General features: G+C 62.8%; 12 protein-coding genes. 9 read left to right on the top strand and 3 right to left on the bottom strand.

The features are described 5' to 3' along the window. Positions 1–14: 14 nt before the first annotated feature. Genes pglW through V9L17_RS08290 form a run of 6 tightly spaced genes read left to right on the top strand, consistent with a single transcriptional unit; the run spans position 15 to position 17,780 of the window. A complete protein-coding gene (gene pglW / locus V9L17_RS08315; RefSeq protein ID WP_337351101.1) occupies positions 15–4,232 on the top strand; it encodes a BREX system serine/threonine kinase PglW in 4,218 nt (1,405 codons plus the stop codon). Continuing rightward, positions 4,229–7,765: a BREX-2 system adenine-specific DNA-methyltransferase PglX gene (gene pglX / locus V9L17_RS08310; RefSeq protein WP_337351100.1), complete on the top strand. Its 3,537-nt coding sequence runs from the start codon at positions 4,229–4,231 to the stop codon at positions 7,763–7,765. The genes pglW and pglX overlap by 4 nt, the downstream gene beginning before the upstream one ends. Next, positions 7,762–11,553 carry a DUF6079 family protein gene (locus V9L17_RS08305; RefSeq protein WP_337351099.1) on the top strand — a complete coding sequence of 1,264 codons (3,792 nt, stop codon included), beginning with the start codon at positions 7,762–7,764 and terminating at the stop codon, positions 11,551–11,553. The genes pglX and V9L17_RS08305 overlap by 4 nt, the downstream gene beginning before the upstream one ends. Then, positions 11,550–14,306, top strand: coding sequence for a BREX-2 system phosphatase PglZ (gene pglZ / locus V9L17_RS08300; RefSeq protein ID WP_337351098.1), 2,757 nt, complete (start codon positions 11,550–11,552; stop codon positions 14,304–14,306). The genes V9L17_RS08305 and pglZ overlap by 4 nt, the downstream gene beginning before the upstream one ends. Next, positions 14,299–15,651 carry a BREX system ATP-binding protein BrxD gene (gene brxD, locus V9L17_RS08295; RefSeq protein WP_337351097.1) on the top strand — a complete coding sequence of 451 codons (1,353 nt, stop codon included), beginning with the start codon at positions 14,299–14,301 and terminating at the stop codon, positions 15,649–15,651. Before pglZ ends, brxD begins: the two co-directional genes overlap by 8 nt. Next, the gene (locus V9L17_RS08290) at positions 15,648–17,780 is read left to right on the top strand and encodes a DEAD/DEAH box helicase (protein ID WP_337351096.1); all 2,133 of its coding nucleotides are present in this window, start codon (positions 15,648–15,650) and stop codon (positions 17,778–17,780) included. Before brxD ends, V9L17_RS08290 begins: the two co-directional genes overlap by 4 nt. A 328-nt stretch (positions 17,781–18,108) precedes the next feature. Here V9L17_RS08290 and istB read toward each other — a convergent pair whose 3' ends face one another. Both istB and istA read right to left on the bottom strand, forming a co-directional pair. Then, positions 18,109–18,897, bottom strand: a complete 789-nt coding sequence (istB, locus tag V9L17_RS08285; protein WP_337351095.1) for an IS21-like element helper ATPase IstB — start codon at positions 18,895–18,897, stop codon at positions 18,109–18,111. Next, positions 18,897–20,114 carry an IS21 family transposase gene (gene istA / locus V9L17_RS08280; RefSeq protein ID WP_337351094.1) on the bottom strand — a complete coding sequence of 406 codons (1,218 nt, stop codon included), beginning with the start codon at positions 20,112–20,114 and terminating at the stop codon, positions 18,897–18,899. Before istA ends, istB begins: the two co-directional genes overlap by 1 nt. Positions 20,115–20,187: 73 nt before the next feature. Here istA and V9L17_RS08275 point away from each other — a divergent pair, with 73 nt between their 5' ends. From V9L17_RS08275 to V9L17_RS08265, 3 genes are all read left to right on the top strand, one after another. After that, the gene (locus tag V9L17_RS08275) at positions 20,188–21,507 is read left to right on the top strand and encodes a hypothetical protein (RefSeq protein ID WP_337351093.1); all 1,320 of its coding nucleotides are present in this window, start codon (positions 20,188–20,190) and stop codon (positions 21,505–21,507) included. Positions 21,508–21,657: 150 nt separating this feature from the next. Continuing rightward, positions 21,658–22,047 (top strand): hypothetical protein, encoded by a 390-nt coding sequence (locus V9L17_RS08270; RefSeq protein WP_337351092.1) that lies wholly within the window; start codon positions 21,658–21,660, stop codon positions 22,045–22,047. 419 nt (positions 22,048–22,466) lie between these two features. Beyond that, positions 22,467–23,240: a metallophosphoesterase family protein gene (locus V9L17_RS08265; protein WP_337351091.1), complete on the top strand. Its 774-nt coding sequence runs from the start codon at positions 22,467–22,469 to the stop codon at positions 23,238–23,240. Between the two features lie 272 nt (positions 23,241–23,512). Here V9L17_RS08265 and V9L17_RS08260 read toward each other — a convergent pair whose 3' ends face one another. Next, entirely contained in the window at positions 23,513–25,066 is a 1,554-nt protein-coding gene (locus V9L17_RS08260; protein WP_337351090.1) for a zinc-ribbon domain-containing protein, read from the bottom strand. Between the last annotated feature and the right edge of the window lie 42 nt (positions 25,067–25,108).

Genomic DNA, 25,108 nt, shown 5'->3' with positions numbered 1-25,108 from the left:
GTGGGGGAACTGGTGTGGAGCAAGACCGCTGGATCGAAGTAAGCGATTCCCAGTTCCCGCATGAGATCGAAGGCCTCGCCTACCTCAAGGACAAGATCCCAGCGCAGAGCCCTTATCGGGTATGGAGCAACTTCGAGTTCCGGGACGGCCGCGGTGGCTGGCATGAAGTCGACGCCCTGTTACTGGGCCGCGGCGGTCTGCACCTCTTAGAGCTCAAGTACTATTCCGGCCGGCTTACCGGCAATGACACGCAGTGGCTACGTGACGGCAGGCGGGCGGAACCGTCACCCCTGCTGCTGGCCCGGCGTAAGGCCCAATACCTGGCCTCGAAGCTCAAGGACGCTCTCCGTGACTGGGCACGCGAGAAGGACATCCACATCGAGGACGAGCGCAGCGTCATCCCGTTCGTCAGCCAGGCCGTCTTCCTCCATCACCCGAGGTTTGTAAGCGAGCTCCCGGCTTCCTCGGCGCTCGGTCTCTATGGACTCGATGAAGTGGAAGCCGTCAGCCATCTTCCGGGCATCAGCGACTTGATTGGCCAGGAACCACGTGCGAACGCAGCCATTGGTCAGAACCAGGAAGCCATCCTCGTAGACCTCATGGCCCGCATTGGCCTGGTCCAGCGCCGCGAACGCGAGGCCGGGTCGTGGATCATTGCAGACGGAGCCCTTGACGAGGGCCCGGGCTGGCAGGACTGGAGTGGCTATCACAAGGTCTCCAAGCAGGAAACGGTGCGGATCCGTTTCCAGGTCACGCCGCCGGGAACATCGCGGTCCGTAGCCAGCCGCAACTACAAGATCGCCGAACACGAATTCCGGCTCATGAGCCGGCTTTCACACGACGGTCTCTTGAGGCCCCGCGATCTGGTCGACTCTGAGCTCGGTGTCGGATTGGTTTACGACTACTCCGATGGCATGCAGCGGCTGGATCTGTGGCTCGCCGGGCAGCCTAACGGGCTGCCCCTGGATCAGCGCCTGTCCATCATCCGTCAGCTGGCAGAAGCCCTCGACTACGCCCACCGCAACCAGGTGGTCCACCGTGGCCTGAGTCCCAAGGCCGTCTGGGTCAAGACGGTGCACGGACAGCCCAAGGTCCTTATCGGCGACTGGCAAAGCGCTGGCCTGGCCTCGGGCCAAGTCCTCACCGGACACGCCGCCGACGGCGTCACTTCTTTGCTGGACCGCAGGCCGGACCCCAATCAGCCAGACGCCTGGCTGACCGAATCTTTTGAGGCCCCAGAGGGACGCTGGCAACCGGAATCAGCAGATCGTATCCGGGTGGACGTCTTTTCGCTTGGCGCCCTTGCTTACTTCATCCTCGCGTCGCAACGTCCTGCTGATTCATCGCTGGTCCTCTCGGAGCGGCTGCGGAACCAGCGTGGCCTGGATCTGTCCCTCGAGCTGCCCTCGATCTCGCAAAGCATTCGCGACGCCGTGCTGGGTGCCACCAGGCCCGCACCCGGCGAGCGGTTCGACGGCGTCGGTAAGTTCCTGGATGCTTTGTTCGATTCTTCCTCACCCTCCGCCGTAAGTGAGGACGTCGACGCCGTCGAGGCTACTCCGGGCACGGTTTTGGCTGACGGACGATTCACTGTCGTACGCCGGCTCGGACGGGGCTCGACTGCCGTCGGGCTGCTGGTTAAAGACGCGGACGACGACGGCGCGCAGCGGGTCTTGAAGGTTGCGGTGGATGCCAAAGCAGCGCAGCGGCTCCACGAAGAGGCCGCGGTATTGCGTGCGCTGTCCGGTCCGCGCTTGGTCAAGATTGTCGATGGGCCGCTCTCCCTCGGCGACCGCTCAGCCTTGCTGCTGGAGAGCGCTGGTGAGCAAACGCTAAGCGAGCTGCTGCGCGAGCGAAAGCGCCTATCCTTGGACCTGCTGGAAAGACTCGGCCGGGACCTCCTGGAAGCACTGGTCCAGCTGGACAAGGACGGTGTTGATCACCGAGACATCAAGCCAGGCAACTTGGGCGTTCGGGCAGAGCGCAGCGGCAAACACCTCGTACTCTTCGACTTCTCTCTTTCCCGGGCTGCAGCATCGGACATCGCTGCCGGCACCCCTCCCTATCTGGATCCATTCTTGGGTGGGCTCCGGACTCGGTTCGATTCCGCGGCGGAACGATATGCCGCCGCCGTCGTGCTGTTTGAAATGGCAGCCGGCCACACGCCTTTCTATGGTGACCCGCTTGCCAACCCGGCGTCCGTACCGGACGAAGCCAGCATCGAGGCCCACGACTTCGACCGGGCCGTTGCCCCACGCCTCGTCTCCTTCTTCCGCACAGCGCTGGCCCGCGATGCCAAGCGACGCTATGACACCGCTACGGAAATGCTGGAGAACTGGCGGGCTGCGTTCCCGACGGATGCGACCACCGCCCCGGAGAACTCGGACGAACTAGCGGCCGCGGCAACACCGGCCACCCCGCTGGAGCAGTCCGGCCTTTCGGCACGCGCCCTCTCGGCACTTGAACCGCTCGGAGTCGCCACCGTTGGGGAACTTACAGCCGTTGACCCGATCCGACTAAACGCCCTTCGCGGCGTGGCACTGGCCACCCGTCGGGAGGCTTCAGCGCGGGCTAGCCTGTGGCGGGAAAAGTTCGGCGAGAAGAAGCAGGGAAACCAGGGGACCGCTCCGCTCCCCTCGGTGCTGGCCCTTGCCGAACAGCTCATCGAGGCAGCTGGAACACGGAAGGCGGTGCAGTCCCGAGCTGCCGCCGGCCTGATCCTTGGCACATACGGCGATGTGGACGCCTTCGCCACCCAGGCGCAGCTGGGTGCAAACCTGCCCAACCCTGTCACCGCCGCCGGCGCGAACCAGCTCGTCGGGAAACTCCAGACTTCCTGGGCCGAGGAACCACGCGTGCTGGGTTACCTGCGTCACCTGACCAGCGTGGTCAACCAGCGCCTTGCCGCCCTTGGCGGGACGGCAACGGTTGATGAGTTGGCCGCGGAAGTCCTCGCCCAGACCACGGTGGAGTCCGAGCGTACCGGAGAGAACGAACGCATCGCCCGGGGTCTCCTTCGGATCGTCATTGATCGTCAGCGGGCCCTCAAACGCGCGGATGTCAACGACGAACCCCTTGAGCTGCGCCGGCGAGAGGGCAGCGCGCTGCTGATCGCCAGCGAGCCACCGTTGCTGGATGTGGCAGAACGTCTGGGCCGTGAAGGCGATGCGCTGCTTGCGGAGTCAACGGCGCAGCCCGCCCTCGTTCCTGCCGAACGCGTTCAGCAGCGACTGTCAGCGATACTCGACGCTGCAGGCATCGAGGATCCTTTGCTGCGCGACAGGGTCCGGCTGGCCCGCCTAGCCGCCGGGTTGTCCCGCCATGCCGCAGCGTCGGGGTCCGGCGAGCTGCACCACCGGGATCTGTCCCAGGTCGAGGCGCTGGGGCTTGCCCTGCGCGGAGTGGCGGGGCCGCAGCGACTGTCGCCCCGCGAAATCGTGGACCGTGTGCGCGTCCGCTTCCCGGCCGTGCAGGCTCTTCCGACGTCGGGACGCCTCGCCGAGCTGCTGCGCGAGGCCGGCCTGGACCTCGTCCACGACCCCGAGTCCGGGATCTACGGCGCGCCCACTATTGTGGAACCGACACAGAGCAGTTCCTCGCGCCTGGGCACAGGAACACAGGTCGGCGGCCTTGTGTCCGGCGAATCCACACCGGAGCAAAGACTCAACGAGAGCGTCACCCTGCGGTCGTTCCTGGCGTTGGGCGCCCGCGCCGACCGCTGCGACGCGCTGGCGGACAAGCTGGAAGCGGAGTTCAATGTGCAGCGGATCGATGTCACTGCCCTGCTGCTGGATGAGCTGAAGTCCTTGAGCCTCCAGGAGGGTTTCCCGTCCTGGGACGCGCTGGTGCGCGCGGACGCACAGCCCGAGAACGACCGGGCTACCCGTGGTGTGGCCGCAGCAGTGAAGATGGCTGTGCCCGTTGTCGAGGCGGCCATCGCGCAGGCGACTGCCAACGCTCCTGGACAGGCACCCCGGCCAGTCCTCATCGTCGAAGCTTCGCCCCTGGTCCGCTATGGACATGCTGACCTCATCCGGCATTGGAGCGATCTGGCCACCCCGCGCGGCCAGGCGGTGTGGGTGATCCTGCCTCAGGTCAGAGCGAACCAGGGACCGCTGCTCGACGGCGTCTCGGTTCAGACCTCCCCGAACCAGTATCTCCGTGTCGAAACCGCCTGGATTGACGCCCAGACAGACCTCATCCCGGCAGCCGTCGAAGGAGCCACCGCATGACCATTGGCAAGGAACTCACTCCCAAGCTGCAGAAGCTGGTGCTCCGGGTCGAAGACGACCTGCGCGCCAGGCTGGAAGAAGATCGGGAGCTCAAGTCCAAGTGGCAGTCCGAGCACGCGGACGCGCTGCGCGCCGAACGCACCTCTTCCGCGTGGGTCAGCTGGCGTGACGACCGCCTCACCCAGGCTGCCGTCGGCTGGGTTCTGACCACGGTGTTCCTGCGCTTCTGCGAGGACAACGCACTGCTCTCTAAGATCTGGATCGCCGGTCCCGGCGCCCGCCGCCAGGAAGCGTTCGACGCCGAAAACGCCTACTTCCGTGCACACCCGGAAAGCACTTGGCGCGAATGGATCCTGGAAGGCATTACCCACCTGCAGTCGTTCCCCTCCACTACCGCTCTAGTCGACGAGCACGCCGCACTGTGGCAGGCCTCCCCCTCCGGCGCCATGGCCAAGGAGATCCTGGATTTCTGGCGGGCCACAGACGAAGCCGGCGTCCCGCTCTACGACTTCCAGGATGAGGAACTTTCCACACGGTTCCTCGGCGACCTCTACCAAGATCTCTCCGAGTACGCAAAGAAAACCTTCGCCCTACTCCAGACCCCAGAGTTTGTCGAGGAATTCATCCTCGACCAGACCCTCACCCCGGCGCTGGCCGAGCGCCCGCTGGAAGGGTTCAAGCTCATCGACCCCACCTGCGGGTCAGGGCATTTCCTGCTGGGCGGATTCCAGCGGCTGCTAGACGCTTGGAGCGCAAAGGCTCCGAACCTGGAAGCCCGCGAACACGTGCAGAAGGCACTCGATGCCATCCACGGCGTCGACTTGAATCCGTTCGCGGTGGCCATCGCCCGATTCCGGCTCACGATCGCCGCGCTTCAGGCTACGGGCGAGCTCGATCTGGAGCGCGCTCCCGATTTCCGGTTCCATCTGGCCGCCGGAGATTCGCTGCTCTACGGCGGGGCCGACCGACCCTTCGAACAGGAAGGATTCGACCTAGACGCAAAGATGAGCGGTTTTGCGTACTCGCTCGAGGACCGCGAGCTCCTCGAGACGCTCCTCACTGAGAACCAGTATGACGTGGTGGTCGGCAACCCGCCCTACATCACGGTCAAGGACAAGACGCTCAACGAGCGCTACAGGAAGCTCTACAAGACCTGCAAAGGACTTTACGCGCTCTCAGTTCCCTTCATGGAGCGGTTCTTCCGGCTCGCCAAGTTCGGTTCAGACCAGCAAACTGCAGGCTGGACCGGGCAAATCACCTCAAACTCATTTATGAAGCGCGAATTCGGCTCCAAGATCATCGAGGACTACCTTATCCGACAAGATCTACGCCTTATCGTTGACACTTCAGGCGCGCATATCCCAGGCCATAGCACTCCGACCGTCATTCTCGTCGGCAAACATCAACGCCCTGTCCGTAATACGGTGCGGGCTGTGCTGGGTGTGCGAGGGGAACCTGTACAGCCGACCGATCCTGCCCAGGGCTTAGTCTGGCGCGCAATCACCAACCACGTCGACCAGCCTGGATACGACGGGGAATGGATTTCCGTCGAAGACCTGCCCCGTCAACGATTGGCCAGCCATCCCTGGAGTCTATCCGGTGGTGCAGCTCCACAGCTTAAGACCGCTCTTGAGGGTTCCGCCGCTCATTCACTTGGCAGCATAGCCAAGCGAATTGGTTTCATGGCAATGAGTCATGCTGATGATGCGTTTACGTACTACCAATCGGGAGCATTCTCGGCACGATCCGGCGGGGCTACGATGCCAGAACTAGTGTCAGGGTCGGACATCCGAGACTTCTCGGTGAATGGGGCTGACGTTACCTGGTTCCCCTATGACGCAGGCGAAGAGCACCCGCCGCCTACATCGTCACTGATCTGGCGAATCCTGTGGCCGCTCAGAACTGAACTCGGCAATCGAGCAACATTCTCGGGGTCATACTTTAGCTCCGGCAAGCCGTGGTGGTCGTGGCATCAGCTGCCCAAGGATGCTGAAACTAGCGATCTTTCTCTCGCCTTTGCATTCGTTTCCACACACAACCACTTCGTGATCGACCGAGGTGGAAGGGTCTTCAAACAGACAGCGCCGGTCATTAAACTGCCTCGGGATGCTTCTGAAGAGGACCACCTTTCCTTGCTTGGCATACTCAATTCGTCAACCGCTTGCTTCTGGTTGCGATCCGTTTGTCAGCCAAAGCCACACATCGACGAAGTCTGGGCGACGCGATACGAATTCAATGGCTCAAATGTCGCTGAGTTCCCGCTTCCGTCACTCCTGCCGATAGATTTCGCACGGCAGCTCGACAAACTGAGTACGAAGCTGGCGGAACATGCACCGTCGACGGTTTTGAAATCCACTCTGCCGACAACGGCTGTCCTGGCCCAAGCAGGTCAGCAAGTTCAATCCATTCGCCGTCAAATGGTGGCAGTTCAGGAAGAGCTCGACTGGGAGACTTATAAGCTTTACGGCCTGATTCCTGAAGTCCTTAACCACAACAGCCATTCATTGCCAGAGATCGAACCAGGACAGCGGGCTTTCGAAATTGTGCTCGCCCGCCGAATCGCCAAAGGCACTTCCGAGTCAACATGGTTTACCCGGCACGGCTTCAATCCCGTCGCCCAGATCCCCGCTTCTTGGCCGGAGGAATATCGAGCGCTCGTCCAGCGTAGGCTCGATATTATCGAGAGCAATCCGAATATCCGGCTGCTGGAAAGGCCGGAGTACAAGCGGCGCTGGGCAGCGGAACCGTGGGACAAACAGCAGGAACAAGCCCTGCGTGGCTGGCTACTGGACCGGCTGGAGAACCGCTCGTACTGGTTTGACGCACACGACCGGCCAACGGCTCGCAGCATCTCTCAGCTCGCGGACATGGTCTCCCGCGACCGGGATCTGGTTAGCGTCCTGGCACTCTGGGACGGCACCATGGACGTCGAAGTGACCAAGGCCCTCTCCAAACTATTGACCGACGAGGCTGTCCCCTACCTCGCTGCCCAGCGGCTCAAGGACTCCGGTCTGCGGAAGCGCCAAGCGTGGGAGGAAACGTGGGAGCTACAGCGCCAAGAGGACAACGGCGAGCACGTGGGAAAGATCCCGGTCCCGCCCAAGTACGCCACCTCCGATTTCCGGAAGGCTTCATGGTGGCAGGCTCGGGGGAAACTTGACGTGCCGAAGGAACGCTTCGTCCTGTACCCGGACGCCGGACGATCCAGCGACCCGACCCTGCTGCTCGGCTGGGCTGGGTGGGACCACGTACAGCAGTTCCTCGTCCTCGCTACCATCATGGACGAGCGGATCGCCGAGGGAACCGATGACGCTCAGCTGATCCCGCTGGTAGCCGGTATGGCGGAACTGCTGCCTTGGGTCAAGCAGTGGCATGGCGATCTGGATCCGAGCTTCGGCGTGAGCATGGCCGACTTCTGTTCCGCACAGCTGGAGGAACGCATGACCCAACTCAATGTCTCGACCACCGATCTGAAGGCCTGGCGTCCTACGTCGGCCTCCCGCGGCCGGCGTGCTGTTAAGGAGAACGCATGACCATCCTGCTTCGTGACGTCTTCGACATCCCCGAACGCGCGGGAGTGGAGGACTACGTACTCCGCCTCACCGACGCCGTCAGCGGTGACGGCGCCCGTCACGCCCTCGACGACTATGTGGTCACACCTTCCTTGGTCGATGCGTTCGATTCGGCAATGGGCCTGGTGTCCAACGCGCTGACCACGGGTATCAACCGCGGGGCGTTTCTGACCGGATCCTTCGGCTCCGGTAAGTCTCACTTCATGGCCGTCCTTCACGCCCTGCTGCGTCATGATCCAAAGGCACGTTCCGTAGCGGAGCTGCAAGAAACCGTGGCCCGGCATGACTCTGTCTTGTCCGGCCGGAATATCCTGCCGCTGGCCTTCCACTTTTTGGACGGCAAGTCGATGGAACAGGTGATCTTCGACTCCTACGTACGCCATATCCAAGACGCGCATCCTGGTGCAACCTTGCCAGCACTCTTCGCCTCCGACGCACTCCTTGAGGACGCCGAAAATCTGCGACAGCAGATAGGCGACAATTCGTTCCTGCAGGGCCTCGGCGGAGGGCAGGCCGACGATGAGTTCGATGAGTTTTCCGGCCTGCTCGGCTCAAGCGGCTGGGGCCTCGACCGCTACAAGAGAGCTCTCACCGCGCCGGCCCAAAGCGTAGAGCGGCAGTCGCTGGTCAGCGCCCTGGTCGGGACGTACTTCAAGGCCCATGTACACTCCGGCCAATATGTGGACCTGGACACAGGCCTCGCCGCCATGTCTGCACACGCGAAGACGCTGGGGTACGACGCCGTCGTCCTGTTCCTCGATGAACTGGTCCTCTGGCTCGCCTTCGGCATGCACGAACCCGAGTTCTTCCGCCGCGAATCGCAGAAACTGACCAAACTGGTGGAGGGCTCCTACGGGAGCCTCGAAGCGCCCTTGGTCTCGTTTGTAGCCCGGCAGATGGACCTGCGCAAGTGGTTCGCCGACGCCGGTGCCAACGGCGTCCAGCAGGAGGCCCTCGAGTCCGCGTTCCGGCACCAGGAGGGACGCTTCGCGAAGATCGAACTTGGAGATGATAATCTCCCGTTCGTCGCCAGCAAACGCCTCCTGAAGCCGAAGGACGAGGCCGCGAGGCAGTCGGTTGACGACGCCTTCACCCGGCTGGACCGAAACCCCAAGGTCTGGGACGTGCTGCTCGATGGAGTTAACTCGGACGACCAGCACCGAGGTTCGGATGAGAAGGCCTTCCGGCTCACCTATCCGTTTGCCCCCGCGTTGGTCTCCACCCTGCGATCCCTGGCCAGCGTCATGCAGCGTGACCGGACCGCATTGAAGGTCATGCAACAGATGCTGGTTGATCGCCGGAACACCATGAGCATCGAGGAGGTCATTCCGGTCGGGGACAGCTTCGACTACATCGTCAAAGGCCAGGCCGGGGCCGCCCTAGACGCGCAGGCCGCGGCGCTCTTTCGTTCCGCGACCCAGCTGTACCAGGACAAGCTGTTGCCCAAGATCCTCTCCACGCATCACCTTGCTGCAACGGACCTGCAAGATCCTTCCCGGCTATCCCCGGCGTTTCGGGCGGACGATCGGCTTGCCAAGACGTTATTGCTCTCCGCCGTCGCCCCCAACGTCCCCGCACTGAAGGCGCTGACGGCTTCCCGGCTCGCCTCGCTGAATCACGGCTCCATCGCTTCTCCGCTGCCCGGCGGAGAGGCCAACATTGTGCTGGCCAAGGTCAAGAACTGGTCCCGTGAGGTGCCCGAAATCCATGTGGGCTCGGAACCGCTGAACCCCATCATCCGGGTTCAACTGTCTAATGTGGACTACGAGTCAATCGTGGAGAAAGCCAAGGGCGAGGACAACCCCGGGCGCCAGCGTGAGCTCATCCGCAAGCTGGTGGCCGAAGGGCTCGGCCTGGAACTCGGCGACCCCGATGCATGGAACGTCTACCGGCACACGGTGGTGTGGCGCGGCTCCAAACGCGAGGTCGAACTGGTCTTCGGCAATGTGCGCGATGCAGGCTGGCTCACAGACGAGCATTTCCGTGCAGGGGCCGGCGCCTGGCGCTTCGTCATCGACCACCCCTTCGATGAACAACAGCACACCGCTATCGAAGACATCGAGCGCATCGAAAACATGCGCGCCCGCAATTTCACCTCGCGAACGGTCGTCTGGCTACCCCGCTTTCTCTCGTCAGATTCGATGCGCGACTTGCGCCGGCTCGTGGTTCTCGACTGGTTGTTGGAAGGTACCGGGGACCGGTGGAACAGCCACGCCAACCACCTCAGCGAAGTCGACCGCAACCAGGCACGCGGTATCCTCGAGTCGCAGCAGGCGGCCCTGCGCGAGGGATTGTTGCGCATCATTCAGCAGGCGTATGGTGCAGCGACGCCCGCACCCGGGACTCTGCTGGAGGATCCCGCACATGTGGAAGTCCTGTATTCGCTGGATCCGGAATACGTACCCCAGCCGCCTGTAGGGGCAACCCTCGGGGCAGGGTTCAGGCAGCTCGTAAATCGAGCATTCGAATCCTCCTACCCCGGGCACCCGCGCTTCGAGCCGGAGGACGCCGAGATCAGGGCCGCCGACCTCAAGGCGGTTGCCTCCGCGCTTGAGGCCGCCGCTGCCGATCCTGAAGGCCGCGCCCCCTACCCGGGAGATGCCCGGACAGTCCGCCGGATCGCCAACCCCTTAGAAGTCGGGCTCGCAGGAGAAACGCATTTCCTCTTCGGTGACGGCCGCTTCGGACCGTGGGGCGCCGCGCTTGAGCGAGGGCTCTCCCGCGTCGGCATCGGCAATGACGACCCCGTCACCGTTTCGAAGCTGCGCGAAATCATCGCCGGAGTCGAACCGGCACATGGGCTGCGCAACGAGGTCTCGGACGTGATCGTCATTGCGTGGGGTTTGTTGCGCCAGCGTGCCTGGTTCAACCATGGCGGAGCCTTACCCGCCACCCCACCGCCCGGTTCGCTCCAGCCCAGCATGGAGCTGCGCCCGCAGCCGATGCCCACTGAAGAGGAATGGGAGGCCGCCCGGGCCACCGCGGGCCGCGTCTTGGGTATCGAGGCCCCCAAGTACCGCACCCCGGCCGCGGTGGCCACCCTTGCCGACGCGACCCGAACGCTCGCACGCCGAACTGTTACTGACGCGGATGTGCTGGTCAACGCCTTGGAGTCCGCTGCAACAAGACTCGGGATCGACGGCGGGCCGCGGCTTCAACTTGCCCGTGGGATTGCAACTACTCTGGGAGCGCTGCAGCACCAGAACGGTGTCACGCTGATCCAGACCCTGGCTGGCCTTGATCTCCCGGCTTCGCCAGAGGAAGCGGCAGCATCCCTGGCCCACGCCAAGGAAGTTGCCGCAGCCTTATCCACCTTCGCGTGGAACCGGCTGGCTCCCGTCCGTGAAGCTGCCAAGGGGCAAGATACTCGCGCGGATGCCGCGCAAGAAGTCCTAGACCAGCTCACAACCGCCCTGAACGGCCATGAGCACGCCTACGCATGCGCGAAGGCGCTCAAGACCACCGAAGACGGAATATTTGATTGGCTCGCCACGGCGCCGCCCCCGCCTGTCGCGCCTCCCATTCCTGTCTCTCCACCTGTTCCACCGGTGGATACCCCCGAAACCACCGGTGGAACGCCCGAACTCCCGGATGACGTCAACCTTCCGCTCACGCCGCCACAGCCATCAACTCCAGGTGGGGAATGGCGCACAGCCCGTGGCGGAGACAACGCGGTAGCCGAACTGCAGGAGTTCATCCTGAAGAACCCTGGTCGCCGTGTCGAGGTGCAGTGGAGGATCTTCGAGTGAACGGCCAGCCAGCCGTACAGAGCACGGTGAGCACCGCCGTGGTCCGTTCCCTAATCTCCGCGGCCCGCAAGCACAGCACTCAGCGCGTGATCGGCCTCCGTGCAGTCCCGGACGCCGATGCTGAACGACGCTTCGCAGATTCCGGAGAGCGCGTACACGTCCTGCCGTGTGTTTCATCGCTGGCCATCCGAGACGCGTTGCGCAACCGTGCTGGTGATGAATGGCTCGTGATCCTGACGGACCGGCCGGAAGAGGATCTGGGGGCCGGAATCCTCGGGCATTTTGCGAACCAAAGGCTCCAGACACCAGGCGCGTGGGAAGCACTCAAGGAGCGTTTCGGTGCTGATCGGATCGACCGGCCCCTGTCCACTCTCAAGCAGCGGTTGCCAGTGGCACAAGGCCTACTGCGCATCACCCCGGATGAAGGATGGCCTGCAGCTCCCGGAGCAGTCCTGACCATCGACCATGCCTTCGCTTCAGTCGCGGAGCGGCAGCTGGCACTGCAGCGTGGTCCGGTAGATGGCCTCAGCGTCCTCGATTGGACCATGCGGACCGATGCCACAGATCGAATGGCAGACCTACGCGAGTTTGGCGGTAACGAACTTGCCGACGCAGTTCTGCAATGGCTGACCGACCGCGCAGGACTGGCAGGGAAGCCTCTCCAGAGGTTTCTTCTCGCCGGCCGCGCCGCCGAAGCAGTGCCGGTCGGCATCGCCTTGAACGTGCTTACCGAGACGGGCGGGCGGACAGCCCAGGACCGACAGCTCAGCGAGCTTGCGCTGGCACGTCTCGAGCACCTCTGGGCCGGCTCCGCGGAACCAATCACCCCTTCCATGCTGGCGGCACTCGGTAAGTCAGCCCGCAACGTTGTCGAAGCGCAACTGGAGGATCCGGCCCGCTGGCAGGAGGCCCACGCGGCCTTGCAGGCGGCCGATAGATTACTCACAAAGATCCAGGCTTCCAGCTTGAGCCGAGATTCGCAGCTGCTCCCCGCCGGACTGACCGCGATGCTGCAACGGCTCGCGGAAACGCTACGTTCGTTCCCTGGGTCGGGGATCGACGCCGTGGAAAAGGCCTGGGCAGCGGCCGAGGACCACCGTCTGGCATATCCGATACGCGCGAACGCCCAGGATCCGCGCGTGGCTCCATTCCACGCTGCCGTCAGACTGGCCCGCTGGCTCACCAGCGACAACACTCTTCCCAACAGTCTCATCGGTGCCGCGCATCTGCACGCTCACATCCACGCCTGGGTCGACGCCGCCTACAACGACGTGGCTGCCGGCGTCAGCGACCAACTCTTGGGCGAAGGTCTCGGCACCATCCTGCGATTCACTGAGCAGCGGCGCCATGGCCATGACCGAGAATTCGCACGGCTCCTGGCCACCTCGACCTCCTCGGACGAAGGCAGAGCGACAGGCCGCTTGGAAGGCGCAGGGGACCCCGTGTGGCATCTGGAGCGCTTGCTGCCCTCAGTCGTTCTGCCACTCGCTCGAGCACGGAACACACTCCTCCTGGTTCTCGACGGCATGAGCGCCGCCAGCGCCGCGGAACTCGCCTCCACCGTGCTTCACGGGAACGAGGGCTGGGCAGAGGTCATCCCGGCAGCATCGGAACGCCGCGGTTCCGCCGTGGCCGTGCTGCCGACGCTCACGAACCTCAGCCGAACTTCCCTGTTCAGCGGCGAGTTGACGTCGGGAGGGCAGTCCCGCGAATTGTCCGGCTTCGCCGCAGCGGCGAAAGCCGGCGGGATCGCCCAGTCCGTGCTCTTCCACAAGGCTCCCCTGGACTCGTCGCGTCCAGGATTGGCCTTGCAAGACGACATTTCCGTTGCCATCGCCGACCCACAGACGAGGCTCGTGGCCTGCGTTCTGAACACCATCGATGACGCCTTAGACAAGAGCGACCCGGCCGGAACCACGTGGACGCCGGACACCATCCGGCATCTGCGACCTTTGCTATCCGCCGCGATGGCAGCCGGGCGCACCGTCGTCATGACGTCCGATCACGGGCACATCGTGGAGCGCCGCCGCGGTGAACTGCGAGCGTTCGGTGAAACGAGCAGCGCACGGTCCCGTACACCGGAACCTCCCGCCGGTGACGACGAGGTGCTGGTCCAGGGCCGCCGTGTCCTGGCCGAAGGCGGGAGCGCAGTACTCGCCGTGGATGAAACCCTGCGCTATGGACCGATCAAGGCCGGGTACCACGGAGGCGCTTCCCCCGCCGAGGTCGTGGTTCCGGTCGTTGTCTTGGTTCCCGGCGATAACGTCCCCGACGAGTGGAAGCTGGCGCCGTCACAGGAACCACTGTGGTGGTCGGTCGCAGCCAACGGCGCCGCGGCGCGCCCGGCAAGTACCGGTGCCGGACTAACGAAGACAGCCAAGGACAACACCCCATCGCTGCTCGACATCCTCGACTCCCCCGACCCGGTTCCCGCCGCGCCGCGGTTGGGCGCCGCCGTGGTGTCCTCAACCATGTACAAGGCGCAGAAGGCGATCGCGGGCCGACTCGCAGTCTCCGACAACCAAGTCGCTTCGCTGCTGGATGCGCTGGCCGCCGGGCCGGGGACCCGCTTGGCCAAGGACGCTGCCGCCGTCGTCCTCCAGGTTGCACCCACGCGCATGGATGGCGCGGTGGCCCAACTGCAGAAGCTGCTCAACGTCGAAGGCTACGGGGTGTTGCGCGTCGACGGTTCCATACTGGTCCTGGACTCACGGCTGCTCCGCGAACAGTTCGGGGTGACAAATCGTGGCTGACGTCTCGCCGCGCAGGCGCCGTGAAGTGATCGACGCGCTGCGGCGTGGCACGGTTCCTTCCAACGGACTCGACCTGCTCGCCGTCGGTCTGGACCGGTTCCAGCGCGCCGTGGACGAGGAACTCGAAACGGTCGCGGGTAGTGGTGCCGTGGTCAAGGCAGTCCGTGGTGAGTACGGCACGGGAAAAACCTTCTATACCCGCCATCTTGCGGAGAAGGCCCTTAGGAAGGGCTTCGCCGCCGCCGAGGTGCAGATTTCCGAGACCGAGACACCGCTGCACAAGCTTGAAACCGTCTACCGGCGGATTACCGAATCGCTGCGCACTGCTTCGGTGGCGCCCAGCGCGTTCCGTTCCGTCCTGGATGCTTGGCTGTTCACCCTTGAGGACGATGCCATCGCCGCAGACCCCGCGTTGGCTGGCGCCTCGGCGGGTGACTTGGCGGCCGCCGCGGATGAGCTGCTGGACCGTCGTTTGGCAGAGGTGACTGCGAAGACACCTGCCTTCGCCCAGGCACTGCGCGGTTACCGGGCAGCCGTAGCCACTGGAGATGCTGCCGTTGCGGATGGGCTTGCCGCTTGGCTCGGCGGCCAGCCCCATGTGGGCGCTTCGGCCAAGCGCGGGGCAGGAATTCGTGGCGATCTTGACCACTTCGGCGCCTTGGGCTTCCTGCAGGGTCTGCTCCTGATTCTGCGCGACGCCGGGCATCCCGGCCTGCTGGTGGTATTGGACGAGGTCGAGACCCTGCAACGAATGCGATCGGATGTACGGGACAAAGCCCTCAACGCACTGCGCCAACTCATGGACGAAGTAGACTCCGGACGCTTCCCCGGGCTATATCTGGTCCTGACCGGAACACCGGCTTTCTTCACCGGCCCATCGGGAGTGCCACGCCTAGCGCCCCTTGCACAGCGCCTAGCTACGGATTTCGGCACCGATGCGCGCTTCGACAACCCTCGCGCCGTACAGATCCGTTTGGCTGGCTTTGACCGTGAAGCGCTTGAAGCATTGGGCATCAAGGTACGGGACCTCTACCTTCTCGGTGCCGATGCTCCGGATCGTATCCGCCAGCTCGTCGACGATCCCTACGTCTCTGATCTGGCCGGCGCGGTGACCGGCGGTCTGGGCGGCAAGGTGGGCATCGCGCCAAGGATCTTCCTTAAAAAGCTCATCGGTGACGTACTGGACCGCGTTGACCAGTTCGCTGACTTCGACCCGCGCCAGCACTACGCCTTGACCCTCGCCCGCGAGGACCTAAGCCCCGAGGAACGGAATGCCGTTGGCGGCAGCGTCGGAATGGTCGGCAGCTATGCGGCGACCGCGGACGACGTCGAACTCGACCTATGACCCAGCTCGCAGGGTTCGACGCGCTCCACACGGTGGTCCAGCACCACATCGCCAACACCCTGGGCTGGAGCGGGCTGCGGCCGCTGCAGTCAGAGTCCATCGGTCCGTTACTGGCCGGCAACGATTGCCTGCTCCTGGCTCCCACTGCCGGCGGTAAGACCGAGGCAGCGTTGTTCCCGCTGCTGACCCGTATGGCCGAGGAGGCGTGGACAGGGACCTCTGTGCTCTACGTGTGTCCCCTGCGCGCGCTGCTGAACAACTTGGAACCACGGGTCGCTTCCTACGCCGGATGGCTCGGGCGCACCGCGGCGGTCCGGCACGGCGACACGCCTGCAGGTGCCCGCAAACGCCAAGTCTTCGAACGTCCGGACATCCTGCTGACCACTCCGGAATCGCTCGAGTCCATGCTGGTCTCCACCCTGGCGGATCCGCGACAACTCTTTGCAGATGTACGTGCCATCGTCGTCGACGAAGTACATGCCTTTGCCGGTGACGATCGGGGTTGGCACCTCTTGGGAGTTGTGGAACGCATTTCTAAGCTGTCTGGCCGTCCCCTCCAGAGGATCGGACTGTCCGCGACGGTGGGCAATGCGCCGGAGCTCTTGTATTGGCTGCAAGGTAGCAATCGGATCTCGGAGAAAGCTGCGTCCGTCGTTGCTCCGGACGGTGGCTCTGCGGCCTTACCGGAGATGCAACTCGACTTCGTGGGGAGCGACCTGAATGCCGCCAAAGTGATCGCTGCCCTGCATCAAGGCGAAAAGCGGCTTGTCTTTGCCGATTCTCGGCGAACGGTGGAAAAGGTGTCGCTGGGGCTGCGGGAACTTGAAGTGGAGACTTTCGTTTCGCACTCCTCCTTGTCCGTCGATGCCCGGCGACAAGCTGAAACCGCGTTTTCGCAGGCCCGCAACTGCGTCATCGTGTCTACCTCCACGCTGGAACTCGGCATCGACGTGGGCGACCTCGATAGGGTCCTCCAGATCGGCGCACCGCGAACCGTGGCCTCGGTACTGCAGCGGCTCGGCCGCACCGGCCGCAGACCGGGGACCGCACGGAACATGCTTTTCCTGTCCACCGACGACGCGCAATTCCTCCGAGCCTGCGGCCTCTTGCTTCTGTGGTCAGAGGGTTATGTGGAGCCGGTCATTCCCCCGCCGTCGCCTCTGCATGTAGCCGCACAACAACTCTTGGGACTGACCCTCCAGGAACGGCGAATCGGGGCCAACACCTGGCTCGAGTGGTTCTCTGGGCTCGGGCTAGCCGTGGCCGATAGTTGGCAACAAATCGCGGTATGGCTGGTGGAAACCGGACACCTCGATTCCGACCAAGGGATGCTCTTTATGGGCCCGGCAGCTGAGCGAAAGTACGGCGGCATTCACTACCGGGACCTCATGGCCGTGTTCACCGCGGACCCACAAGTCGTAATTTTGCACGGTCGCGAGGGAATCGGCTCCGTGGATCCGATGGTGCTGCAGCGAAAAGTCGACGGTCCTCGGCTCCTAACTCTGGGAGGTCGGGCATGGCAGGTGAACTACGTCGATTGGAAGCGTCACCGCGCGTACGTAGAACCGTCTGCAAACGCCGCGGACTCCAAATGGTCCAGCATGCCGCAGCCAGAGTCCTATGCCCTGAGCGATGCAACTCGGCGGGTGCTGCTCGGTGCCACTCCCGCCGACGTGCTGCTGTCCAAAAGGGCTCTGACCAAGCTAGATGAACTCCGGGAGGAGTATTCCCAGCGGGTGCTGGATGGTTCCACAGTCCTGCTCCGTGAGTCGAACGGGAGGCTCCGGTGGTGGACCTGGGCAGGCGCCCGCGCGAACGCCGTCCTGGCCGCTGGGTTGCTTGACCTCGCACCTGCGTTGCTGGACGAATCTCGGGCCTACAACAACTGGCAAATCGGATTGCGTGGCGACACCAAGGCTTCCACTCTGGCTGAGGCCCTACGCAAAATCCGTGATGTTCTTCAAGACGAGCCGCAGAGGCTCCTGCCGCAGGTTGATGAGCGTGCGCTCAGAACACTGAAGTTCGCGGAACTACTGCCTCCTTCATTGGCTGTGGGCACCTTGGCAGAGCGAAACAGCGATCACGCAGGTGCCGCCGCGATCTCCACCAGACAGCTCGCATCCAGGTAGATGCGGTGTCCAGGCGCCACATCACGGCCTCCCTGACGGCGGGCACACTATTCGGTAGCTTCAGCCTAAGGAATCGACTATACGCAAGCAGGGAAACGCATACAGGGTCACTCCTTGAGCCGATTGGAACACGCTAGACTCCTGGCTTATGTCGATAGACGCTGAACCCCGGACGAAGAGGAGTCCCATGCGATCGATCTCGCGCTCCCGATTCGATGCCCTTGCAGCCTATGCCCGCTCCCCCAGAGCAATGTTCCTTATGCAGTGTCAGCGCTGGTCGAAAAGTGAGCCATTTCGTGGGTTGAAAACTGAGCCACGTTGACGTTGGTTATTCTGCCGTATTTTCCGGTCTTGTCGAGGGCAGCGAGTCTGTCTGTGCGTGTTTGAGCCGGTAGCTGGAGCCTTTGAGAGTGATGACTTCGGCGTGGTGGACGATGCGGTCGATCATGGCGGAGGCGACGACCTGGTCACCGAACACATCTCCCCAGCGGGCGAACGGCAGGTTCGAGGTCAGGATCAGCGAGGCGTGCTCGTAGCGTGAGGAGACGAGCTGGAAGAACAGGTTCGCGGCGTCCTGTTCGAACGGGATGTAGCCGACCTCGTCGACGATGATCAGCCCGTAGCGGCGCAGCCGGACCAGCTCCTGCGGCAACCGGCCGCCCTGGTGCGCTGCCTGGAGCCGGGCGACCCAGTCGATGGCGGTCGCGAACAGGACCCGGTGTCCCAGCTGGGTGGCCCGCAGCCCCAACCCGGTGGCGAGGTGGGTTTTGCCGGTGCCGGGAGGTCCGAGCAGCACGATGTTGGAGGCTTCGGTGAGGAACGCGCCGGTGGCCAGGTGCGCGATGGTGTCGCGTTTGAGGCCGGGCTGGTGGTCGAAGCTGAAGTCCTCGAGCGGTTTGCGGGCAGGGAATCCGGCGGCCCGGGCACGCATCTCGGCGCCGGAAGCTTCCCTGGCGGCGACTTCCCGGGACAGGACCGCGGCGAGGTATTCCTCGTGGGTCCAGCCGGTCTCGCGGGCCTGGTCCGCGAGCCTGGCTGCTGCTTCCCGAATCCTTGGCGCTTTCATGGCCCGGGAGTAGTACTCGATCTGGCCGGCGGTTTCCTTCGCGTTTGTCATCACGCGACCTGCCCGTCATCGAGGACGACCCCGAAGGCCCGGTCGTAATCAGCCAAGTCCCGCAGCCCGGCCGTGTCCATGGACGGTGCGGGGTTTTGGAAGGCTTTCCGCATCGTCCGGGCTGCTTCGACGTGGTCGGGATCGGTGATCGTCAGGCCGGCGCCCCAAGACCTTGTGTGGTTTCCGACGCATCGCCCGTCGAGGCTGATTGTGACTGTTTCGAGGTCCGCGGTGACGTCGATGAACCTGCCGATGGCCTGCGGGTGGACGGAGTAGTCGTTGGATCCCATCCGGACGTAGTAGTCCCGCGGCAGCCGGACCCGGGCGGCGAAGCCGGTCACGGGCGGAACCGGCGGCAACACCAGCATCGCCGCCTTATCCTGCCGGATCAGGTCCGCCGGCCGGGCCCCGGTCCGCCGGACCAGCCGGGCGTTGGCCAGCGGCAGCCACTGGGCGAGTTGGGCGTTGAAATCCTCCGGTGAGGTGAAGGTCCGGCCGGGCAGGAACGAGGTTTCCAGGAACTGGTTGGCCCGTTCCACCACGCCCTTGCTCTCCGGATCGTAGGGTTTGACCTGCACGATCCTGGTCGCGAGGACCCCTGCGAACGCCGCGACCCCTGCGGCGTAGGTGTTCCGCCGCCCGATGCCGGTTTCGTTGTCCCAGATCAGCCGCCGCGGAACCGCACCGAGGGACCCGATCAGTTCCCACATCCCGGCCAGCAGGTCCCCGGTCATCCGGGACGGGAGCATCCTGGCCATGATGAACCGTGAATGCGAGGACACCATCACCAGCACCGGCAAAACCCGGGGCTTCCCGGCACCGACGGGTATCCGGACCTCGGGGAACCACAGGTCGCACTGCGCCTGGTCCCCGGGTTCGTAACTGATCCGGTCCGCGGGATCTGCCGGGGCATACTCCGGCCGGATCCTGGCCACGTTCTCCCGGAACCATGCCGGGGACCCGGACCAGCCCACACGCTCCGCGAGTACCGTCGCCGGCATCCGCGGGTTCTCCCTCAACAGCGCACGGATGGCCGGTTCCACCGTCTTGATCCCGGAGTCCTGCGGGGAACGCACATAGGTGGGCGGTCCGTCAGCACTGACAGCTTTCGCGACCGTGTTCCGGGAAATCCCCAGCCGTGCCGCTATCGACCTCATCGATTCACCCTCGGCAAGATGCAACCGCCGAATAAGCGCCCAATCCTCCACTGTGATCACCCACCCAATCGTTTGGAACGAGTGGCTCAGTTTTCAACCGTCACAATGGCTCACTTTTCGACCGTCACCGACAATGCAGGAACTGGCGTGGTTCGAGGTCGCCGATGGGAAGACTATCGCGACGATCATAGTGGACACAGACGACGAATATGGTGCGATGATCCTTGCCCGAGACCTAGACGAACGGTTCCGGTGGATCGGAGCAACGAACTTCGTGAAGACCCCAGAGGGAGCGCTGGCGGCTCTCCACCAACGGCTCGTAGAGATTGGTCCCGATTTGGATCGGCTACGCGTTCAAGGTGATGAGACGGGTAAGCCAATCGACTTCTTCGCTCCTCTTACGTCCAAAGAGAAGCTCAGTTCTGATTTCCTTCAAATGGCTTCTTCAGAGGGATTCTCGGCCGCAAGAGGCATCATCAGCGCAATGATGCGCTGGAACGAGGACGTTGACGGAAACTTCGTGGAGCAGTTCCAAACCACAGGCTTCGATGCGCGTCTCTGGGAACTGTATCTCTTCGCTGCTCTGACTGAAGCCGGCTTGTTCATTGAGCGACCCTCCCCTGCCCCCGATTTTCTTGTTCGGGGACCCAATGGAGAATTCGCCTTGGAAGCAACCACTATCAATCCAAGTGTGGGACCAGATGGAAAGCCGACAGCATCACAAAGGCCGAGCAATGAATCAGACATTGCATCTTACGTTCAGCACTATTTGCCAATCAGATATGCAGGACCCCTGACCGCCAAATTGCGCAAGGAGTACTGGACCAAGCCCGCAGCAGCTGACAAGCCTTTGGTTTTCGCCATCCAGGACTTCCACGAAACGATGTCAATGACATATAGCGGAACTGCGCTGGCGATATACCTGTACGGATTTACGCACGAGGCGCAACGAGACTCAACGGGCGCCCTCACAGTTGTGCCTCGGCAGATCACCGAGCACACGTGGGGACAGAAGACCATACCTTCCGGATTCTTTTCGTTTCCTGGGGCCGAAAACATCAGCGCGGTCATCTTCAATAGCAGCGCAACCATCTCGAAGTTCAACCGAATGGGGGTGGGCGCTGGTTTTGGATCAGACGACACCGTACTCATTCGACAAGGCTTTTTCGCAGATCCCGATCCGGACGCATCAGAGCCTGTGCCGTACGTTCACTTCGTAGTCAGAGACGATCCGGAGACCTGGATTGAGGGCATGGATGTGTATCACAATCCGCAGGCTAAACATCCCCTTGAGCCGGGACTCCTTCCAGACGCGGCCCACCACCGGCTAATGGAAGACGGACGGATTGAGACCCAGTTCAGGGGTTGGAAGCCGCTTCAGTCACGGACATTGATTCTGACATTGAGAGGAAGTGAACGGGCAGACACGGCAGCGACAAATGAAGCCCCGTAATACGACGCAGCGGGCCGCCACATATACACTCCTGTGGGGCAACGGGCCTCTTCATTGGCTGTCCGGCAATTCACGATGCGATTAGGGAAGCGGAATGAAGCACGTCTCAGTTGGAATGGAGGTGCCGGGCTGAACGCCGCGGAGTGGGCTGTGGAGCTGGCGGATACATTGGCCCACTATGGTCATGGACTGGCACAGATGACCGTGGCGAGCTATAAGGACGCCGCAGGACGGGATGCAGTCATTGAAACAGCCAAAAGTGTTGCGGCGATGGCCGGCTGGCCCGTCTATGAGCTCTCCGTGATGAATGTCGAGCCGGATCCGTCAGTATTGACAGAGACCGGCCTCGTCGTTCTTCGCGATGTCGACGTACCCATTCCGACGGCCCTTCCCGTTCTTGTGGGCGCCTTCCAGCTCCTCGTCCAGAGGGACCTTCCCGTGGTGCTGTTAGTGGTTGGGACGACGCGGGGAATTAAGGCCCTTCGACTCCACCCGGGCATGGGCTTTCTCAGCCGCGCCGAATCCGTGATTCAAGCCTAAGGGACGCTTGGTGCTGCTTCCAGCCCAGGACTGGCTTTTCTGCCCGCAGGCAGGCATTGCCCGTCAGGAGTAGGATTCCGGGTCATATCCTCAGGTGATCCGGACAGCAAAAACCCCCTGTGCGGCGTCAGCGTGTCGGAAGGCAGGTCGGCACGTCGGAAGTGGGCGAATTGCTCCGGGTTCGTGCCTATAAGGCAAGATACTTCCCATGGGTTCAGCAAGTTTCGAAGACGTCCTCGACCGGCTTTATTTTTCGGCCGGGCGTAGGACAATATCCCGAGACGAATACAGGCTGGACTATCGCGCTGTACTCGAAAATCCTCGCTGGAGGGGATTTGAGGGCATGCCCTATCAGCATAGTTTAGGACCACATTTTCTTGGTTGCCCCCAGCCGAACGTCCTTTCCGTATGCTGGACAAATGCCAATGTTCTCCCCCATTGCCGTCTTCGGTGATTGGCATGGCGACACCGGTTGGGCGGTGGCCGCGGTCCGGTCAGCTGCCCGGGCAGGGGCCCATACTGCCCTCCATGTCGGCGACTTCGGCCTCGATTGGCCCGGGGCGAAGCGCGGGCGCCACGAAACCAAGGTGAACAAATATCTCTCAGATCTTGGAGTCATGCTGGTCGTCTCCGGAGGTAACCATGACAATTGGGACACACTGAGAGAGCTGCCGGTTGAAAATGACGGCCTTGCGACCGTTCGGTCCAACATCCGGGTTCTACCCAGGGGAGGCCGTACCACCGTGGAGGGCCTCGTTATTGGCGCTCTGGGAGGCGCCTTCAGTGTTGACTATCGGCATCGGACAGAGGGCAAAGACTGGTGGTCCACCGAAGAACCCACCCCTGCTGAGGCTGAGAAACTAGTCAGCGGCGGACCTCTCGATGTACTCATCACCCACGATGCGCCCGCAGGCGTGCCACTCACTAGTGACGTCAACGTCCCGCCGGCACTCGCCAAGAAAGCGGAAGAGACCCGCATACTGCTGCGGGAGGTAATTAACGCAACAGCTGTTCCTCATGTCTTCTGCGGCCACTGGCACCAGCGACGGATACACGAAATCTCCCACCCGGACGGACGGATCACGCGAGTGGACGTGCTCGACATGGAGAACTCCAGCATGGGAAACGGCATCCTCGTATCGCCAGGCGATCCACCGCTGCTCATTGAACCTCTGGCCATCCGAGGCGGTTAGCAACAGTACCCCTCGATCATCCCGTCAGGGCGGAGCCTTTGTGAGTCCGCGGAGCGCGGCATTCTGTCTCTTCCTGATCCTGATAAGTTCGATACACCACCAGATTTCAGCAACGAGCAGCACTCCGTATGGACCTAGAACGGCGAGAATTTGCCACCACTCGGCAGGAGCAGTGTGAATGATGATGTGGATAAGTCCTGGAGTCGGCGAGGTAGTCATTTGTTTCGCCTGCCGTTCGGGTAAATGTCGTACTAGTTCCTGTTTCCGTGTTATTAGTGCCGAGCGCGCTTGAGCCTGAAGCACTCCGGACAGCCTGAACCAGCAACGCGTCCATTCACAGCAGCCTGGTAGGAGTGTCCCTCCGGACAGATCCACCAGACCTTCCGGGGTGTGCCGGCCCCGACATCAATGGGTTTAAGGCCAGCGTTCGCATCGTATTTCCATTGCGAGGCCACGCCCGGAGCGACGGTGGCTAGATCGTTGTACCCGGGCCAGATTCGCTGGTTAGCGCAGTAGGGGCAGCCTTTCTTGCCTGCGGCCGCGCGGCTGTAGACCGCCGATTGGTATGCATGCTGTCGGGGGCACAGCCACCAGATCTTGCGGTTGGTGCCTGCGACAATGTCGGTGGGTTTGAGATCGTCGTTGAGTGTGGGATGCCATTCTGCCGCCAACCGCGGGTGGGTGGTTGCGAGGTCGTTGTATCCCCGCCAGACTTTGAGATTGGCGCAGTAGGGGCATCCGGTCCGTTTGCGGGAAGCAATGTCGGCGAGGTAGGAGTGGCCGTTTGGGCAGAGCCACCAGACCTTCCTGCCGGAGCCTTCAGACACCATTCCCGGTGTTAGATCATGGTTCAGTTCTGTAGCCCATTCCGATGCCAGCCGTGGGTTTGTTACATCGAGAGTCGTTTCGCCAGGAATGGGCAGCCGCCCGGAGCAGTACGGGCAGTGCCGCCGGTCAGAGCGTGAAAGGTTGTTCGGGGTTTCCTGGTACGCGTGGCCCCGGGGGCAGAGCCACCAATATTTCCTGGAGTTGCCGCCCGCAATAATGTCAGATGGGGTTGCAGTCTTGTTCAGGCTGGGATGCCATTCGGTTGCCAAGGAGGGGTCTGTTTCGGCCAAGGTGTTGTATCCGGCCAGTGGCAGGGCGTTTGTGCAGTAGGGGCAACCCGCACGGTTTTGTTTCATGGCGGCCGCCATGGTGTTGGGTGCCTTCTGGTGACGGTGACCCCGGTTGCATATGTAATTCGCTGACAAGTAGCTTTTCCTGGGCACGTTCTCGTGTGTCACGGGCAACGGGCCATAGTCGTAGAAGCGGAGGTTCACGTCGCGCCAGCGGTCGACATCGCAAGTTTTCAGTTGATTCAGGTAGCGGCTGAAAGGTTCGAGAGGGCGGATGACCTGGCTTATGACTGAGTCGGGGAAATCAGGTGGTCGGATGGAGTGTGGGTCCGTGGACTCCTGGGCGTGAGCGCTTTCAATCCGCTCTCTCACGGAAAGGAAGGCTGGGCGCAGCAGCAGCCAGAACCCGTCGGTCAGGACATCAATGTTTTTGACGACATTCTTTGACAGTGTGGTGTGGAGCAGGCTGTACGCTGACGCGTATGTTGCGCGGGGATCGAGGATTTTTTTCAGCGCGGCAGGCAGCAGGACTGCTGCAGCGGCTGCCATCATCATTGGATACAGCTGTGGTTCCTTTTCCTCGAACCTTGTGGTCTCCCTGGTGTCTGCGGCGGCCCACCGTCGGAATATCGCGCGGAGTTCCATGTAGCGCAGAGCATCCAGTGCTTTTTGATTCTTCAGTTTTTGGAAGATCAGGTCGCTGGCCACTGCCCCCGCCCCGACTTTCGCCTGGTTGGCCGGCTCGGTCCC

This window comes from Pseudarthrobacter sp. CCNWLW207, assembly GCF_037203945.1.
Classification (GTDB): domain Bacteria; phylum Actinomycetota; class Actinomycetes; order Actinomycetales; family Micrococcaceae; genus Arthrobacter.
The sequence above is the reverse complement of the archived record's forward strand: the minus strand, read 5'-3'. Positions and strand labels throughout refer to the sequence as shown.